We start from the raw sequence: 18,018 nt of genomic DNA, 5'->3' as shown, positions 1-18,018 counted from the left end.
AACTATATTTTTTCAAACATAGCCAGCGGCGCGTCAATTTAACGCGCTGCCCGTTTCGTGATTAATAGCGACCGTGGTGGTTCTCAAAGCGGGTGACATTAGACAGCTTCGGATTTACCTGTGGATTCCTGCGATAAAGCAGGGCCATTTTACCAATGGTTTGCACAAGGTCAGCACGGCTGTTGGTGATCAGTTCGGCTACCATGGCAGCACGTTCATCACGTTCAGGAAGGGCGAGCTTCACTTTGATCAGTTCGTGATCGGTGAGCGCGCGGTTAAGTTCTGCTAGCAAATTTTCGGAGACGCCGTTCTCAGAAACGGTGACCACAGGGTTAAGGTGGTGGCCAATGCTACGAAATGCTTTCTTTTGTGCCTGTGACAAGCTCATGGTATCTTGCGGTATCCCGGTTAGCGCTTAACGCACCATCTTACGGTGAAACGCCATCGAGTGAAAGCGATCGCGTAAACGCGCCCCTCTCTTATTCTAGTGTTAGATTTTCACATGCAGCAAAAGCCCCCAAGTCGTAAGCATTCAGTAAGCAAGACTAGTAATAACTGGAAGAAGGAGCATTTTGACGACCAGTACGTCAAGCAGAGCTGGCAGGATGGGTATCGTTCTCGCGCTAGCTACAAGCTGCTTGAGTTGGATGAAAAGGATAAGCTACTGCGTCCCGGTATGACGGTGATCGATCTGGGCGCTGCGCCCGGAGGCTGGAGCCAGATTGCTGCGGAGAAAGTAGGGCCTGAGGGTATTGTTATCGCCTCCGATATTCTGGAGATGGACGCCTTGGCCGGTGTAGACTTTATCCAGGGCGATTTCACAGAAGAGGCGGTGCTTGAAGCGATACTAAAACGCCTCGATAATCGTCGTGTAGACCTTGTGATGTCAGACATGGCCCCCAATATGAGTGGGATGGCTGCGATAGATCAGCCCCAGGGGATATATTTAGTGGAGCTGGCATTAGAGCTGGCGCGCGAAACGCTGTCACCCGGTGGTCGGTTTTTAGCGAAGGTATTCCAAGGTGAGGGGTTTGACGCCTACTTGAAGGAGCTGCGCGGTAGCTTCAGCAAAGTGGTGACTAGAAAGCCAGATGCGTCGCGGGCGCGCTCTCGTGAGGTGTATTTCCTGGCAGAAGGTTTTCGCGGGTAGCTGACCTTGTGAGCGTTCTTATGACAGGGGCAAATAACCGCGTGGTTCATAGCCAAGATTTATTAGCGCAATTGCCAGACAGGCAAATGCAATGCGTGTCACATTAGACGCAGCCAATGCGCGTGACACAGATGGCCCGAGGCAGAACACGCTTTGGCAATGGTTGAGTACTTGATGCTGATGTGCGGTCTTAACGGCAGCGTTTATTTGGCATCAGGGTTTAACTGACGGATTCTTGTAATGAGGGTAGCCCCTTGAATGATATGGCGAAGAACCTGATTCTGTGGTTGGTCATCGCGGCCGTCTTACTGACAGTGTTCAATAATTTCAGTACGGAAAGCGCACCGCAAAGCACAAATTATTCCCAATTTGTGCAGCAGGTGCAAAACCAGCAGGTGCGTAGCGTGACGATTGATGGTTACACCATCAGCGGTGAGCGTACGGACGGCTCTGAGTTTCAGACGATTCGCCCTTCGGCGGAAGACCCTAAGCTGATGGACGACCTGCTAAGCAATAACGTCACGGTTGTGGGTAAGGCGCCAGAGCAGCAAAGCATCTGGACGCGCCTGCTGATCGCTAGCTTCCCGATTCTGCTGATTTTGGGCATCTTCATGTTCTTTATGCGCCAAATGCAGGGTGGGGCCGGCGGTGGTAAAGGCGGCCCAATGAGCTTTGGTAAATCAAAGGCTAAGCTGCTCTCTCAGGATCAGATTAAAACGACCTTTGCCGATGTGGCGGGTTGTGATGAAGCCAAAGAAGAAGTGGAAGAGCTGGTCGACTTTCTGCGTGATCCGACTAAGTTTCAGCGCCTAGGCGGTATGATTCCGCGCGGCGTGCTGATGGTGGGGCCGCCGGGTACCGGTAAAACGCTGCTGGCAAAGTCGATTGCAGGCGAAGCCAAAGTGCCTTTCTTCTCTATCTCAGGCTCTGACTTTGTTGAAATGTTCGTCGGCGTGGGTGCGTCTCGAGTACGCGACATGTTCGAGCAGGCTAAGAAGCAGGCGCCGTGCATTATCTTTATCGATGAAATCGATGCCGTGGGCCGCTCGCGTGGTACCGGTATGGGCGGTGGTAACGACGAGCGTGAGCAGACGTTGAACCAGCTGCTGGTCGAGATGGATGGCTTTGAAGCTAACGAAGGCATCATCGTGATTGCGGCCACCAACCGTCCAGACGTGCTTGACCCCGCACTGATGCGTCCAGGCCGCTTTGACCGTCAGGTAACCGTGGGCTTGCCAGATATTCGTGGTCGTGAGCATATTTTGGGTGTTCACCTGCGCAAAGTGCCGCTTGCCGATGATGTTAAGCCACAGCTGATTGCTCGCGGTACGCCGGGTTTCTCCGGGGCCGATTTAGCTAACCTAGTCAACGAGTCTGCACTGTTTGCTGCGCGCCGTAACAAGCGTGTTGTCAGCATGGAAGAGCTTGAGCTGGCCAAGGACAAGATCATGATGGGCGCTGAGCGCAAATCGATGGTTATGACCGATAAAGAAAAGCTCAATACGGCTTACCATGAAGCCGGTCACGCCATTATTGGTTTGGTCGTGCCGTCTCATGACCCGGTTTACAAGGTGACGATTATCCCCCGTGGCCGAGCGCTGGGCGTGACGATGTTCTTGCCTGAGGAAGATCGCTATAGCCTTTCACGCCAACAAATTTTGGGCCAGATTTGCTCGCTGTTTGGTGGTCGTATTGCTGAAGAGATGACGCTAGGCCCGAACGGTGTGACTACCGGTGCCTCTAACGACATCAAGCGTGCTACCGAGCTGGCGCATAATATGGTCGCTAAGTGGGGTTTGTCGGACGCCATGGGGCCGATCATGTATGACGAGGACGAGTCGCATCAGTTCCTTGGTGGCCCAGGTCAGGGTGGTGGCAAGATGAAGTCTGGCGATACCACCACGCGTCTTGATAAAGAAGTGCGTAAAATTATTGATGACTGCTATGAGCAGGCACGTCAAATCTTGGCCGATAATCGCGATAAGCTTGATGCGATGGCTGAGGCGCTGATGAAGTATGAAACTATTGATGCCTCTCAGTTGAAGGACATCATGGAAGGCCGCGATCCGCGTCCGCCGGAAGGTTGGAATGATGGCGACTCGCCGGGCGGCGGCACGCCTGCCGGTGGTGAAAAGTCTAACGTTCAGGCCGGAGATAACGTTGCTTCTGGCCCGCCTGACAGCGATGCTGAAGAGGATGACGACGATACGCCGCGCCGTCGCCCCTCAGACCCGCTGGGCGGTCCGGCAGGGCCATAGTGACAGCGTTGAATGAGCCAAAAGGCGCCCCGTCAAGGGGCGCCTTTTTTGTTATGCTTTTCACATACGACTGCCACGTTTTTCTTCTTGACTAGGCTGCAGCATGAAATCAACTTTGGACACATATCCTCAGCGCGTCGCTGGCAGTGATTTACAGCTGCGCTGTGGGCGTCATCTGCTGGATTTATCCTTCCCGCGTGTGATGGGTATACTAAATGTGACGCCGGACTCTTTTTCCGATGGCGGGCAGCACGTGGCGCTAGATGACGCGTTACGGCATGCCGAGCAGATGCTGGCAGAAGGGGCGGCGATCATTGATGTCGGTGGCGAATCGACACGCCCCGGCGCTCTAGCGATTGGCTCCCAAGAGGAGTTGGATCGAGTGGCTCCAGTGGTAGAGCGCTTGGTGCGCGAGCTGGATGCGCTGGTCTCTGTGGATACCAGCTGCCCGGCCGTGATGCGGGAGGCAAGTGGGCTGGGCGCCGGAATGATTAACGACGTACGTGCGTTAGAGCGCGAAGGAGCGCTGTTGGCGGCGGTGGGCAGTGGCTTGCCGGTGTGTTTGATGCATCGCCAGGGCGAGCCTCAGGATATGCAGCAGGCGCCGAATTATCAGCAGCCTGTTGAGGTCGAAGTGGCCGAGTATTTGGCGCGGCGAGTGGCCGAGTGTGAAGCGGCCGGTCTGCGTCGGAATAGGCTGTTAATCGACCCGGGCTTTGGTTTTGGAAAGACCGTTGAGCACAACTTGCGCTTGCTGAAGTGCATGGCGTCTCTTCAGGCACTGGGGCTTCCGCTGTTGGTGGGTATGTCACGCAAAAGCATGATTGGCAAGGTATTGGGCCGCCCGGTAGAAGAGCGCCTGTTTGGTGGCGTGGCGCTGGCGGCGATGGCGGTGGAGCGGGGTGCGAATATTCTTCGCGTGCATGATGTCGCTGCAACGGTTGATGCGGTCAATATGACCTGGGCGGTACTGCAAGAAGGCTGCGAGCCGCCGTTTGAGCTGTCGATGATTAAGGAGTTTGGTGCATGACAAGGCGCTATTTTGGTACGGATGGTATTCGCGGCACCGTGGGAAAAGCCCCCATTACCGCTGATTTTATGCTCAAGCTGGGGTGGGCCGCCGGTCAGGTGCTGCGTCGTGATAAGGGCCGAACGCGCGTGCTCATCGGTAAAGATACGCGCATCTCTGGCTATATGTTTGAGTCCGCGCTTGAGGCAGGGCTTTCTGCCGCGGGAGTCGATGTGTCTCTGCTGGGGCCCATGCCAACGCCGGGTATTGCCTACCTAACCCGCACGTTTCGTGCGGATGCGGGAATTGTTATTTCAGCATCGCATAATCCTTTTGATGACAACGGCATCAAGTTCTTCTCAGCAGAAGGCAAAAAGCTGCCTGATGAAACGGAAGATCGTATTGAGGCGATGCTAGAGGCGCCATTAACCACTGCGGAGGCCGCTCAGCTGGGTAAGGCAACGCGTATTGATGACGCGGCGGGCCGCTATATTGAATTTTGCAAATCGACGCTTCCCGACCGGCTGAGCCTGCATGGCCTGAAAGTCGTGTTGGACTGTGCTCACGGCGCTACTTATCATATCGCACCCAATGTTTTCCGTGAGTTAGGAGCTGACGTCTCGACAATTGGCGCCTCGCCTAACGGGCTAAACATTAATCAGCTGGTGGGTTCAACGCATCCTGCTGCGCTGCGTGCGGCGGTCATTCAGCAGAGTGCTGATTTGGGCATTGCGTTTGATGGCGACGGCGACCGCTTGCTGTTGGTCGACGCTGACGGTCGTGAAATTGATGGCGATGATATTCTTTATCTTATTGCCCGAGACCGCCACGAGCGCGGTTTGCTCGAAGGGGGTGTTGTTGGCACTCTGATGTCCAATTTTGGATTAGCCATGGCGCTAGATAAGCTAGGCATACCCTTTGAGCGTGCTAACGTCGGTGATCGCTTTGTGATGGAGCGCATGGCCACGAACGGCTGGGAGCTGGGCGGCGAGTCTTCGGGGCATATTGTCTGCGGCCATGTGCAAACGACCGGCGACGGTATCGTATCGGCGCTGCAAGTGTTGGCGCTGATGATGCGAGAGCAAAAGAGCCTGCCAACGCTGTTAAGAGAGCTAGAAAAAGTCCCGCAAGCGCTCGTCAACGTGCGCCTGCCCGCTGATACCAATGCCAAAGAAGTGATGGCATCGGCGCCGCTTCAGCAAGCGGTTGCTGCATTGGAGCAGGCGTTGGGTGATGAGGGTCGCGTATTGCTCCGGCCTTCCGGTACAGAGCCTTTAATTCGCGTGATGGTAGAGGGTCGTGCCCATCTGGATGTGGATCGATTGGCGAACGACCTGGCCGCTCAGGTGAAGGCTTTGCTGGATTAATGATGCCGTAAACTGAGTCTGTGCTTGTAACAGCGGTTGTCTTGATAAGGCCGCTCCTATACCATTTCGCTCCACCTTGAGTGAGGACAGTCGATGCGTACGCCTTTAATTGCCGGTAACTGGAAAATGAACGGTTCCGTGGCGTTGATCAATGAGTTCGGTCAAGCCTTCTCCGCCGCCGTGTCGCCAGCGAATGTAGATGTCGTTATTATTCCGCCGTTTCCTTATTTGGATGCGGCGCGTCATGCGTTCGAAGGGACAGTGCTGGCACTGGGCGCGCAAACATTGAACCCTCTTCACTCAGGGGCACATACCGGTGAAGTCAGTGGTCGTATGCTCAAAGAGTTTGCGGTGTCCTATGTGTTGGTAGGACATTCGGAGCGCCGCCAGCTCTATAAAGAAAGCGACGAGCAGATTTTTGCCCGCCTGCTGGCAGCCTTAAGTGTCGAGCTTACGCCGATTCTCTGCGTGGGTGAGTCTCTTGAAGAGCGCGATGCAGGGCGTACGATGGATGTCGTGCTTCGTCAGGTCGGGCATGTGATGTCGCGTTTAGAGCCCGATCAGCGCCAGCAGGTAGTCATTGCCTACGAACCCGTTTGGGCAATTGGTACGGGGCGCACGGCGTCGCCTGAGCAGGCACAAGAGGTGATGGCGGGCATTCGCGCCTACCAGGCCGGTTTTGATAAAGCGCTCGCCGAGCAGCTGCGGCTGTTATACGGCGGCAGTATGAATGCAAGTAATGCGGCGGAGCTGCTTGCTCAGCCGGATATAGACGGCGGTCTAGTGGGCGGAGCCTCACTTAAGATCGATGATTTTTATGCCATTTGTCAGTCAGCAGGATAACGCCATGCAAGTTGCAATACTTATGATCCATGTGGTGATTGCTATCGCCCTAGTGGTACTCATTCTGCTTCAGCAGGGTAAAGGTGCCGAAGCCGGTGCTGCCTTCGGAGGCGGTGCGTCGCAAACGGTCTTCGGCTCGCGCGGTAGCGGCAACTTTTTGTCGCGTACGACGGGGCTGCTTGCTGCCGGGTTTTTCGTCACCTCAATGGCGTTAGCTTACTTTGCTACCCAGGCTGGCCAAGCACCGGAAGCAGGCATCCCAGACTCGCGTTTGATCGAGCAGCAGCAAAGCGTGCCAACGCTTGACGATAGGCCTGCAGGTGTGGATAATACCGCGCCAGTGCTAGAGGAAAGCAGCGACTAAGTGGTTGATGACTTAGCAGCAAACGTTTCTTTAGCCTCCCCTGATGCCGAAGTGGTGGAATTGGTAGACACGCTATCTTGAGGGGGTAGTGACCGTATGGTCGTGCGGGTTCAAGTCCCGCCTTCGGCACCATCTGTTAGGCTGATTTATCAGCTTCCCAGAATGTCTGTTTTGTTCTCAGAGTGCCCAGTTTGTTACCTGAGTCGGAAAAGGCAGTTTCAAGTAAGTAGTTCTTGAAACAAGTAGTTCTTGACGTAAGTAGATTAAGTGTCTATTATCGTCGACCTAGATTGATGCGGGGTGGAGCAGTCTGGTAGCTCGTCGGGCTCATAACCCGAAGGTCATCGGTTCAAATCCGGTCCCCGCTACCATTTTCTAGTAGCATGTAAATAGGATAGATTGTTTTCTCATGTTGTTATTTGAATGCAGTCAGACTTGGCAGGTTTAACCCGCCGCATGTTGTTAAGATGGTACCCAAGGTTTCTTTTAAAAAGCCCCTTCCAGTGAAGGGGCTTTTTGTTAGTAGCTTTTGGTTAGCCGGCGCTTTTGTGAACAAGAGTGCTTTAAAGCGGATGCCGCCCGGGTTGCCGGAGGCACATTTCCGAGTAACGCCAATCAGTCACCTCGCTTTTCTTATAACTCCTGGCCAGGTGTCTGACTCAACGGCTATAGGAGCTTTGTCTGTGGCCACTAAACACGCTGCGCTTCATGCGCTGATCGAACCTGTCGTTGCCGCCATGGGCTTTGAGCTATGGGGTATTGACCATCTTTCCCAGGGCAAAAACTCGCGGCTGGTGATTTATATCGAAAGCGAGAATGGCGTCAGCGTGGAAAATTGCGCAGATATTAGCCGCCAGGTCAGTGCCGTCATGGATGTAGAAGACCCCATTGCCGGTGAGTATCGGCTGGAAGTTTCCTCGCCAGGCATGGCACGTCCCTTGTATTCCCTGGATCAGTTTACCCGCTTTCAAGGTCACCACGTCGCGCTGAAACTGCGCACTGCCTTTGATGGGCGGCGCAAGTATCAAGGGCTGCTGGTGGGTGTTGAGGGAGATGAGGTGCTGCTACAGCTGGATAGCGAAGAGTACTGCTTTCCAATTGAAAGTATTGATTCTGCTCACATTGTACCGCAGTTCGACAATTGACCGAGTGGCGGCGCTGCCGGCAGGCTGCCGGGGTGATGCACATAAGGATAGGTTTTCTGGCGAGGCATACGCATGAGTAAAGAAATTTTAATGGTCGTTGACGCGATCTCCAATGAGAAGGGCGTCCCGCGTGATGTCATCTTCGCAGCGGTAGAAGCCGCTCTTGCGAGCGCGTCACGCAAGCGTTTTGATAAAGAAGAAGCCAATGTGCGCGTGCATATTGACCGCCGCACCGGCGAATACGAAACCTTCCGTTTCTGGACAGTCGTGGAAGATGACGAATTCGAAACGCCTGATTACGAAATCAAAGAGACCATCGCCGAGCAGCGTGACCCGCCGCTTAAGCTAGGCGACGTGGTTGAGAAAAGCATTGAAAGCGCGTCTTTTGGCCGTATTGCTGCGCAAACCGCCAAGCAAGTGATCGTGCAAAAAGTGCGCGAGGCTGAGCGTGCAGAAGTGGTGCGTCAGTACGCTGATCGTGAGGGCGAGCTGGTTGCCGGTATTGTTAAAAAGACCACTCGTGATGGCCTAATCATTGATTTGGGCGAAAATGCTGAAGCATTTTTACCGCGCAATGAAATGATTCACGGCGAACGCTACCGCATGAACGAGCGGGTGCGTGCGCTGTTAGTTAAAGTGGATCCTGAGGCTCGCGGTGCACAGCTTCAGCTGTCACGCACATGTCCTGAGTTCATTATTGAACTGTTCAAAATTGAAGTGCCTGAGATCGCTGAGCAGCTAATTGAGATCAAAGGGGCTGCGCGCGATCCCGGTTCACGCGCTAAAATTGCGGTAAAAACGAATGATCGCCGTATTGATCCCGTGGGTGCCTGTGTCGGCATGCGCGGTTCACGCGTTCAAGCCGTTTCATCTGAACTGCAAAATGAGCGTGTCGATATCGTGCTTTGGGACGACAACCCCGCTCAATTGGTGATCAACGCCATGGCGCCGGCTGACGTTGGGTCGATCCTGGTGGATGAAGACGCCCACGCGATGGATGTGGCGGTGGCGCAAGATAATCTTGCCCAGGCCATTGGCCGTAGTGGTCAGAACGTGCGTTTGGCCTCAGAGCTAACCGGCTGGCGTATCAATGTCATGACCGAAGAAGAAGCTGAGACCAAGCGCGATCAAGAAATTGATAGCCTGGTCGACTCTTTTGTCCAGCACCTTGAAGTGGATGAAGACGTTGCCCGCCTGTTGGTGGAAGAAGGGTTCACAACCCTAGAAGAAGTCGCCTACGTGCCGCTGGAAGAAATGCTCGAAATCGAAGAGTTTGATGAGGATTTGGTCGAGGAACTTCGTGCACGTGCGAAAGACGAGCTGCTGACGATGGCGATTGCCTCGGAAGAAGCGCTAGACGGTGCCCAACCAGCGGCCGATCTGCTGGAAATGGATGGCATGGAGCGCCATCTGGCCTTCATTCTGGCCAGTCGCGGCATTGTTACCATGGAAGATCTCGCCGAGCAGTCTGTCGACGATCTGGTCGATATCGAGGAGTTGGACGAAGCGCGCGCAGCGGCATTGATCATGACTGCCCGTGCGCCCTGGTTTGAAGTCGATGACGCATCGGATTCGAACACACAGTAAACAGGTCTCGGGCTGAGGAGGGTCACTATGTCAGATATGACAGTTAAAGATTTCGCAGTAAAGGTGGGCCGTGATGCGCCCCGCCTATTAGAGCAAATGAAAGAAGCGGGTTTGAAGCACGCTTCTGAAAGCGATGCTGTATCTGAAGAAGATAAGCAAAAGCTGTTGAGTTTTTTGCAGAAAAGCCATGGCGGTAGCGATACGGCCGAGGCAGGTAAAAACCGCATCACGCTGACGCGTAAAACACGCAGCCGCATCAATACCGGCGAGCGCGGTAAAACCATCGAAGTGCAGGTACGTAAAAAGAAAACTTACGTAAAAAGCGCTGAAAATGAAAAGCCGAAAGCTGCCGAGCCAAGCTACACGGGCCCGCGCCAGCTGGTAGGCGATATGGCTGAAGCCGAAGCTGAGCGTAAAGTGTTGGACGCTCGCCAAGCTGAAGAGAAAGCCGCTGCGCAGAAAGCCCAGGCAGCTAAAGCCACTGAAGAAGCTGCTAGTAAGAAGGCTGCTGACGCTAAGCCGAAAGCACCTGCTGCAGCGAAAGCGCCGGCGACGCCTGATATCGAAGTGCCTAATCTTGAAATCGACGATGCACCGTCGGGTGAAGATATGCCGCCAGCGCCGCCGAAAGAAGGCCGCACTGACCGTCGTACTGCTCCGCCTAAGAAAGCGGCAGCTAAGAAAGGTCGTCGTGACGATGAAGATCGTGGTGATCGAGAAGAGCGTAAACGCGGTGGCGCGGGCAAGAAAGTAAAACGTGCCGAGCAGCGTCGCGGTGGTCGCCGTGGTGGCAACCAGACCGGCAATGGCAAGCACGCTTTCCAAAAGCCGACCCAGCCGATCGTGCGTGAAGTATCGATCCCTGAGTCTATCAGCGTGGCGGAATTGGCCGACAAAATGTCGATCAAGGCCAACGAAGTCATCAAGGCCATGTTTAACATGGGCGCGGCGGTCACCATCAACCAAACCATTGATCAAGATACAGCAGCGATCGTGGTAGAAGAGATGGGCCATACGCCGAAGCTAGTCAAAGATGATGCGCTGGAAACGGAAATGCTGGAAGGCATCTCCTATGAAGGCGACGAGATTACGCGTTCGCCCGTCGTTACCGTAATGGGTCACGTTGACCACGGTAAAACCTCGCTGCTGGATTACATCCGTAAAGCGAAGGTAGCAACCGGTGAAGCGGGTGGTATTACCCAGCACATCGGTGCCTACCACGTGGAAGATAACCACGGTGGTGTGACCTTCCTGGATACTCCTGGTCACGCGGCGTTTACTGCTATGCGTGCCCGTGGTGCCAAGGCGACAGACGTGGTGATTCTCGTGGTCGCAGCGGATGACGGCGTTATGCCGCAAACCGTTGAGGCTATCGAGCACTCCAAAGCTGCTGGCGTACCGATGGTCGTCGCGGTCAATAAGATTGATAAGCAAGGCATCGATCTGGACCGCATCAAGAACGAGCTTTCCCAGCACGGCGTGATCTCAGAAGAGTGGGGCGGTGATACCCAGTTTGTTCACGTGTCTGCTAAGACAGGCGAAGGCATGGAAGAGCTGCTGGAAGCGATCCAGCTGGCCTCCGAAGTGCTTGAGTTAAAAGCCGTGCCTTCTGCGCCCGGTAAAGGTGTGGTAGTTGAGTCACGCCTTGATAAAGGTCGTGGTCCGGTCGCTACCGTGCTGGTTCAAAACGGAACGCTCAAGAAGGGTGATATCGTCCTGGCAGGCCTGCACTATGGTCGTGTCCGTGCGCTGACTAACGAACTTGCCCAGCAAGTTGATTCGGTTGGCCCGGCCATGCCCGTAGAAATTCAGGGCTTGGGCGGTACGCCGGATGCCGGTGACGACTTTATGGTTGTCGCGGACGAGAAGAAAGCGCGTGAAGTCGCTAACTTCCGTCAAGGCAAATACCGCGAAGTGCGCCTAGCGCGTCAGCAGAAGGCCAAGCTGGAGAACATGTTCAGCCAGATGGGCCAAGACGAAGTGGCCAAGGTCAACATCGTCCTCAAAGCCGACGTTCAAGGTTCACTGGAAGCGATCAAAGGTGCCTTGGAAGAGCTCTCGACGGAAGAAGTTGAAGTGGCCGTGGTGTCCTCGGGTGTTGGTGGTATCACCGGTACCGATGCCAACTTGGCGCTAGCGTCTGAAGCCATCGTTGTTGGCTTTAACGTCCGTGCTGACGCTGCTGCCCGCGAAATTATCGAGCGTGAAGGCTTGGATCTACGCTACTACAGCGTCATCTACCACTTGATCGATGAGGTCAAACAGGCGATGAGCGGTATGCTCGCGCCTGAGTGGAAAGAAGAAATCGTGGGTATTGCTGAAGTGCGCGATGTATTCCGTGCACCGAAGATTGGCGCGATTGCTGGCTGTATGGTTATTGAAGGCAGCGTACATCGTAATAAGAAGATTCGCGTACTGCGTGATGACGTCGTTATTTACGAAGGTGAACTCGAATCGCTGCGTCGCTTCAAAGATGATGTACAAGAAGTGCGCAACGGTATGGAGTGTGGCATCGGCGTGAAGAACTACAACGATGTTCAAGTCGGTGACAAGATTGAAGTCTTCGACCAAGTGAAGGTCGAGCGTAGCCTGTAAGGTTACGAGGAGCTAACCATGCGCGAATTTAAGCGTACCGACCGGGTAGCCGACCAGCTCCAAAAGGAGCTGGCGGTGTTGATCCAACGAGAAGTGAAAGACCCGCGCTTAGGCATGGTCACGGTCAGCGGTGTCACCGTTAGCCGCGACCTTGGCTACTCCGATGTGTATGTCACCCTGTTGGGTGAGCAGGAGCCTGAGCGTATTAAAGAGAACCTCCAGGTGCTTAAACGTGCCGCTGGTTTTCTAAGAAGCCAAATTGCTAAGCGCATCAAGCTGCGTCATGTACCGGAGTTACGCTTTCATTTCGATGAAAGCGTGGTTCGTGGTCAGCATCTCTCCTCATTAATTGATGAGGCGGTGACGACTGACCGCGCGCGCTATCAGGACGATAGCGATGGCGATTATCAAGACAGTGACCAAGACGCCGAGCAAAGTGAGGAAACTCGCTAGTGGCACGTCAACGTCGCGGCTTGCCGGTTAACGGCGTACTGCTGCTGGATAAGCCCAAAGGGCTTTCCAGCAATCATGCGCTGCAGCGTGTTCGCCGTTTGTTTCAGGCCCAAAAAGCCGGTCATACGGGCACGTTAGATCCGATGGCAACCGGCTTATTGCCGATTTGCTTAGGCGAAGCCACCAAGTTTTCATCGCACTTGCTGGAAGCCGATAAGGTATATCGCACGCGTGTAGAGCTGGGCGTGATGACCGATACCGGCGATGCAGAAGGCAGGATTATTGCGCAGCATGACGTACCCAATTTAACCATTGATGACGTGGAAGCAGTGCTGACACGCTTTCGTGGTGAGATTGACCAAGTGCCGCCCATGTATTCTGCTCTCAAGCATCAGGGCAAAAAGCTTTATGAGCTGGCCCGCGAAGGCAAGCACGTAGAGCGTGCAGCGCGGCGTGTAAGCGTGTATGATGCGCGCCTATTATCGTTTGACGGCACTGCTTTTGAGCTGGAAGTAAGCTGCAGTAAAGGCACTTACATCCGCACGTTAGCTGAAGATATTGGCCAAGCGTTGGGCTGTGGTGCGCACATCAGCCAGTTAAGAAGGCTTAAAACAGGGCCTTTTTTAGCCGACGCGATGTGGACACTAGAGGCGCTAGAAGCATTGGCCGATCAGGCCGCTTTGGAAGCTGAGCTAATGCCGGTGGATGTGTTGGTCAATCACTTACCGTCATTAACGGTAGATGACATCGCGCATTCGCGTTTGGCCTATGGCCAGCCCGTTACGCTCGAAACCGGCGCCTTAGGGCCGGACGACGTAGCCAGACTTTATTATGCCGAGACGTTTATCGGTCTTGGTGTAGTGAAAGGTGCCCAGGAAGTGGCGCCTAAGCGACTGTTAAGTACCGTCGCTATCTCGTGAGATGCGTTGCAAGGAAGTGACCATCTACGCGAAAATAGTAGCCTGAGACTGCAAATATGCGTGGTCTCAACCATTCATTTTTAGGCATATTGCTTACTGGAGATACAGATGGCTTTAACCGCTGAGAAGAAGGCCGAGATCGTCACCGAATACGGCCGCGGCGATAACGATACGGGTTCCCCTGAAGTGCAGGTTGCACTGCTGAGCGCCAACATCAATGGCCTGCAGGATCACTTCAAGACCAACAAGCAGGATCACCACTCACGTCGTGGTCTGATCCGCATGGTTAACCAGCGTCGTAAGCTGCTGGACTACCTAAAGCGTAAAGATTTCGAACGCTATCAGTCTCTGATTCAGCGTTTAGGTCTTCGCCGCTAAGTATTACTGGCAAAGATTGAGAAACGGGCAGCTCCTTGTGAGCTGCCCGTTTTGCGTTGGTGGATAGACCATGGGGAGTGCAAGTGTTAGTGCGCGGAAATCTGCACAAACGCCGATTTTAATCGTGCGGATTTCCATCCATCGTTAGGTTTGGGTCTTTCGACGTTTGTCGCGTGTGAAATTTTCAACTGTTTGAAATAAAGAAGCAAAGAAGTGAACGGAATGTAGTTTGCAAAAGTATTTGTGAGGTACTGAGGTGTCTGGACGTAATACACCTTAGATTTTACAAACGACTCCGTGGATGGAACTAACACCAATGAAAACATCCCTCGCCAGCATTGGCATTCTCGCCATAACCGCGCTATTCCCAGCTTCAGTCATGGCCGAAGCCGAAACCGAAACTCAGTCCAATGCCCTCGGCTCACCAAACCCGCAGCAAATCCTCTATGTAGGCAATAGTTATCAGTACTACAACAATAGCCTGCACAACTACGTTAAGCGCATGGCGGAAGCTGCCTATCCCGACACTGCCGATCAGCTCAAGAGCAAGTCTGTGACCATTTCAGGCGCTTATTTATCGCAGCACGAAGTCAAAAACTATCTGTTCCCAGGGGCCTTGGGGTTTCCTAACCCGTTTGATGTTGTTGTCCTGCAGGGGCACAGCGCGGCTGCATTGAGTGACGAGAAGCAGCAGGAGTTTCGTGATGCTGTTCTGCGGCATCATAATGCCATTGAGGCGACGGGGGCAGAGACAGTGCTCTACATGACGCCTGCCTACAGCGAAGATCATGATAGTTACGATGCCGGCATGACCGATAAGATCGAAGAGCTGTATACCTCTGTGGGTAATGAGATCGGCGCCCCGGTGATTCCCGTCGGTCTTGCTTTTCAAAATGCCTACGAGCAACGTCCTGAATTGGCCTTGCATGTTGATTACGACGGCAGCCACCCCTCCCCAGAAGGCAGCTATCTAGCCGCTGCCACCGTGTTTGCCACACTCTACGACACATCGGTCGTGGGTAATCCGTACACCTATTACGGCCGTATCGATGAAGATACGGCGGCCTTTTTGCAGCAGGTCGCCGAAGACACGGTAGCTGAGTACAACCGCCGCTAACGAGATAATATCCAAGCCTTGTTTAGTGAATTGTCTACTGCTAGCGCAGTTCGACGGTCGGTCTGCGCTGCTAGACGCGCGTTTAACCGTGATACGTACACGCCAGGTAGAAGCTTCTGAGCAAGGCTATCCAAATCTGAATAAATAAAATAAGAGAGCAAAAATGAGAATCCTATGGTTCGCATTAATGGTGCTGTGCCTGCCATTGTCGACGGTCGCCGCTAATGAGCGCGTGGCAAGTCTGGAGGCTGGTGCTGGGCGCTATGTATTTGAAGACCTTGCTACACGCCAGGAGGTGGGGGTCTATTACTATCAGCCGAGCAACTATACGTCGGATACGCCGATAGTTCTCATCCTGCACGGGCTGCGACGCAACGCGAAGGAGTATCGTGACAACTGGGCCGAACTTGCTGAGCGTGAGGGGCTGATGGTCTTGGTGCCTCGGTTTAGCGCGCAGGCCTATCCAGGCGGAAATGGTTTCAACTTGGGTAACGTATTCAAGGCCGGGTCAGCAGAGCAAGCGCGTGGTTTTACTCAGCTAGAGGAGATGAACCCACCAGATCAGTGGGTCTTCACTCTTGTTGAGAGAGTGTTTGCTGACTTCAGAACGCACCGCAGCCATAGTAATCGTGAAACCTATTATCTGTATGGCCACGGTGCCGGTGCACAGGTAGCCCATCGCTTCGCCATGTTCATGCCCGAGTCTAATGTAGAGGAAATTATCGTCGGTGCAGCAGGCTGGTACACGATGCCTGATGAGACGATTGCGTGGCCGTATGGAACCGGTGGTGTACCGATGCTGAATGCCACCGCGAGAGAAGCTTTTTTTTCTCAGCCGATGCTGTTGCTGGCAGGTGGAGCGGATACGGCCACACTTCACACTGTTATGCGCCAAACGCCTGAAACCAATGCACAGGGCGCGACTCGCGTGGACCGAACTCGCCACTATTTTGAATTTGGTGAACGCCAAGCCCGGTCTTTGAACACCACATTCAATTGGCGGCATTGGGTTTTACCCGGAGTGACACACAGCCCCAGTCAGATGACGCCCTTTGCGGCTCGCTATATTGCATCGCGAGCACGCTAGTCTAGCGGTTTGCACAACAACAATCAGAATCCGATCCTCAGGGATCATGGGACAATTATGCTAAATAAAACTAATTCAGGTAGCAGTGTCCTGCTATCTGCGGCCACCCTCGGGTTATTTGTTTTACCTTTTTTTAGTGGTAGTGCATTGGCCAGTGAGGCGACACCTGCCGAACTTGCTGAACTGATCGCGCGCCAGTCTGAGCTGCTGGCTCGTCAGGCGCAGCAATTAGAGGCTATGCAGGCCCGTTTAGGACAGCTGGAGTCTTCTCGGGATACAGTTCCCGTACCGTCAGCGCAGAACCCAACCACGGCGTTTACACAATCCAGCGCTGAGGCGACAGCGTCGGGAGATAGTGCGGCCATTGCAGAGCTACAAAGCCAGGTCGCATTGCTAGAGGCGTCCCAGGTTGACCAGTCGCGTATTGACTGGTCGGGTGGTGGGCCAGAATTTATCAGCGCCGACGGCAGTCGTCGTCTGGAGATAGGTGGGCGGCTACAGTTTGACACCTCGGCCACGCGAGGCTCTGATTTTGAAGATCGTAATATCAGCGGCTCAACGGCAAGGCGCCTGCAATTGGATCTTGCTGGTCAGCTATCTGAACGCGTTGGTTACAAGCTGGGCTACGACCTGTCAAACAACTCTGTCAGCATGCGTGATGCTTATATATCTAGCCTATTTAACTGGGGCGGAAGAGATGCAGAGCTGTATGTCGGCAATAAATATGACGACCGCACGATGGATGGTGCTACTTCATCCAACAATACTTGGTTCATGGAGCGAAACTTCGTTAATGAAGCAGTTGCTCCAGACCGTGGCTCATACGGACTGGGGGTGAAAGGCAAAGTGTTCGGCAACAACCGTGACTGGCATGCATCCTTAGCAGTGACCAATGGCAGGCTCGGCGGTGACACCGATCGCTCTGATACGACCACCTACATGAGCCGAGCCCACTGGAATCCCTGGCATAGCGGTGGTGATATGGTCCACTTAGGCGGCTGGGGATTCTATGAAGATTTTGATAGTAGTTCAGGTAATGTGACCAACAACATCAATGCCGCCGATAATTTCAATGACAACGTTACTATTCGTAGTCGTGCTGTCACCGATCCTGAGTCGAGCACTGCTTATGGGCTCGAATTGGCCACATCGCTGGGTTCATTTGCGGCGGCCGCAGAATATGGGCAGCGTACCGTGGATCAGCGTGACGCTTCAGGTGGCCAGAGCCTGAACTATGACGCTTGGGCTGTTCAGGCCAGCTATTTTTTAACCGGTGAGCAGCATGGCTACTCTCGTAAATCAGGCCTCTGGCAGAGCCCGAATATCAAGAGCCCGGTTGAGTCGGGGGGAATGGGGGCGTTTCAGTTTGCCGTCCGCTATCAGGAGTTGGATTTTTTCGATGAGCCCAATTATCTCGGTGGTGAGGGGAACGCAACGACACTTGGTCTGAACTGGTATCCGAACGATTGGGCGCGGGTGATGCTGAATTACACGCTCTGGGATACCCATAATCGTTCTGTCTCCTTCAGGGGGCCAGATGATGGTGATACGCTCTCTGCTCGATTGCAGTTAGTGTTCTAATAAAATCGCTTTAGATGTTGTAAAGGGCAGTGTCTGGCACTCAGTTTTATCCGTGTGGCAACGGGCAGCTCCTTGCGAGCTGCCCGTTTTTTTATGTTTTGGCTTGCTCAAAGAGGGAACTGGTAGCCCTATCGCGTTCCAGCGCCTAGAATGGTATCGAGTCA

At 53.9% G+C, this 18,018-nt stretch carries 16 protein-coding genes and 2 tRNA genes; 17 read left to right on the top strand and 1 reads right to left on the bottom strand.

The features are described from left to right. Positions 1 to 61: 61 nt before the first annotated feature. A complete protein-coding gene (gene yhbY, locus CIK78_RS00650) occupies positions 62 to 388 on the bottom strand; it encodes a ribosome assembly RNA-binding protein YhbY (RefSeq protein ID WP_096276247.1) in 327 nt (108 codons plus the stop codon). 114 nt (positions 389 to 502) lie between these two features. On the opposite strand from yhbY, the gene rlmE reads away from it, so the two are divergent. The 17 genes from rlmE to CIK78_RS00565 all read left to right on the top strand — a co-directional run bounded on the left by rlmE (position 503) and on the right by CIK78_RS00565 (position 17,854). Beyond that, positions 503 to 1,150: a 23S rRNA (uridine(2552)-2'-O)-methyltransferase RlmE gene (gene rlmE, locus CIK78_RS00645; protein ID WP_096276245.1), complete on the top strand. Its 648-nt coding sequence runs from the start codon at positions 503 to 505 to the stop codon at positions 1,148 to 1,150. 254 nt (positions 1,151 to 1,404) lie between these two features. Beyond that, on the top strand, positions 1,405 to 3,408 hold the full coding sequence (ftsH, locus tag CIK78_RS00640) for an ATP-dependent zinc metalloprotease FtsH (protein ID WP_096276243.1): 2,004 nt from the start codon (positions 1,405 to 1,407) through the stop codon (positions 3,406 to 3,408). Positions 3,409 to 3,511: 103 nt separating this feature from the next. After that, a complete protein-coding gene (gene folP, locus CIK78_RS00635; protein WP_096276241.1) occupies positions 3,512 to 4,438 on the top strand; it encodes a dihydropteroate synthase in 927 nt (308 codons plus the stop codon). After that, positions 4,435 to 5,784, top strand: a complete 1,350-nt coding sequence (gene glmM / locus CIK78_RS00630) for a phosphoglucosamine mutase (RefSeq protein ID WP_096276239.1) — start codon at positions 4,435 to 4,437, stop codon at positions 5,782 to 5,784. The genes folP and glmM overlap by 4 nt, the downstream gene beginning before the upstream one ends. 93 nt (positions 5,785 to 5,877) lie before the next feature. Then, positions 5,878 to 6,627 carry a triose-phosphate isomerase gene (gene tpiA, locus CIK78_RS00625; protein WP_096276237.1) on the top strand — a complete coding sequence of 250 codons (750 nt, stop codon included), beginning with the start codon at positions 5,878 to 5,880 and terminating at the stop codon, positions 6,625 to 6,627. A 4-nt stretch (positions 6,628 to 6,631) separates the two neighbouring features. Further along, positions 6,632 to 6,991 (top strand): preprotein translocase subunit SecG, encoded by a 360-nt coding sequence (gene secG / locus CIK78_RS00620; protein ID WP_096276235.1) that lies wholly within the window; start codon positions 6,632 to 6,634, stop codon positions 6,989 to 6,991. Between the two features lie 45 nt (positions 6,992 to 7,036). Then, a tRNA-Leu gene (locus CIK78_RS00615) sits at positions 7,037 to 7,123 on the top strand. A gap of 162 nt (positions 7,124 to 7,285) precedes the next feature. Next, a tRNA-Met gene (locus tag CIK78_RS00610) sits at positions 7,286 to 7,362 on the top strand. A 312-nt stretch (positions 7,363 to 7,674) separates the two neighbouring features. Next, positions 7,675 to 8,136 (top strand): ribosome maturation factor RimP, encoded by a 462-nt coding sequence (gene rimP / locus CIK78_RS00605; RefSeq protein ID WP_096276233.1) that lies wholly within the window; start codon positions 7,675 to 7,677, stop codon positions 8,134 to 8,136. Between the two features lie 72 nt (positions 8,137 to 8,208). Beyond that, the gene (gene nusA / locus CIK78_RS00600) at positions 8,209 to 9,723 is read left to right on the top strand and encodes a transcription termination factor NusA (RefSeq protein ID WP_096276231.1); all 1,515 of its coding nucleotides are present in this window, start codon (positions 8,209 to 8,211) and stop codon (positions 9,721 to 9,723) included. Positions 9,724 to 9,750: 27 nt separating this feature from the next. Next, positions 9,751 to 12,318, top strand: coding sequence for a translation initiation factor IF-2 (gene infB, locus CIK78_RS00595; protein WP_096276229.1), 2,568 nt, complete (start codon positions 9,751 to 9,753; stop codon positions 12,316 to 12,318). Positions 12,319 to 12,336: 18 nt separating this feature from the next. Beyond that, a complete protein-coding gene (rbfA, locus tag CIK78_RS00590) occupies positions 12,337 to 12,771 on the top strand; it encodes a 30S ribosome-binding factor RbfA (RefSeq protein ID WP_096276227.1) in 435 nt (144 codons plus the stop codon). Continuing rightward, positions 12,771 to 13,691 carry a tRNA pseudouridine(55) synthase TruB gene (gene truB, locus CIK78_RS00585; protein ID WP_096276225.1) on the top strand — a complete coding sequence of 307 codons (921 nt, stop codon included), beginning with the start codon at positions 12,771 to 12,773 and terminating at the stop codon, positions 13,689 to 13,691. Before rbfA ends, truB begins: the two co-directional genes overlap by 1 nt. A 108-nt stretch (positions 13,692 to 13,799) precedes the next feature. Beyond that, positions 13,800 to 14,069 (top strand): 30S ribosomal protein S15, encoded by a 270-nt coding sequence (rpsO, locus tag CIK78_RS00580; RefSeq protein ID WP_007111823.1) that lies wholly within the window; start codon positions 13,800 to 13,802, stop codon positions 14,067 to 14,069. 316 nt (positions 14,070 to 14,385) lie between these two features. Next, complete coding sequence (locus CIK78_RS00575; RefSeq protein ID WP_096276223.1) at positions 14,386 to 15,186, top strand: DUF4886 domain-containing protein; 801 nt, start codon at positions 14,386 to 14,388, stop codon at positions 15,184 to 15,186. Between the two features lie 163 nt (positions 15,187 to 15,349). Further along, positions 15,350 to 16,273 (top strand): hypothetical protein, encoded by a 924-nt coding sequence (locus tag CIK78_RS00570; RefSeq protein ID WP_096276221.1) that lies wholly within the window; start codon positions 15,350 to 15,352, stop codon positions 16,271 to 16,273. Between the two features lie 57 nt (positions 16,274 to 16,330). After that, positions 16,331 to 17,854 (top strand): porin, encoded by a 1,524-nt coding sequence (locus CIK78_RS00565; RefSeq protein ID WP_096276218.1) that lies wholly within the window; start codon positions 16,331 to 16,333, stop codon positions 17,852 to 17,854. The last annotated feature ends 164 nt before the right edge of the window (positions 17,855 to 18,018 follow it).

This window comes from Halomonas sp. JB37 (genome assembly GCF_002332255.1).
In the GTDB taxonomy this organism is placed as follows: Bacteria; Pseudomonadota; Gammaproteobacteria; order Pseudomonadales; family Halomonadaceae; genus Vreelandella; species Vreelandella casei.
The sequence above is the reverse complement of the archived record's forward strand: the minus strand, read 5'-3'. Positions and strand labels throughout refer to the sequence as shown.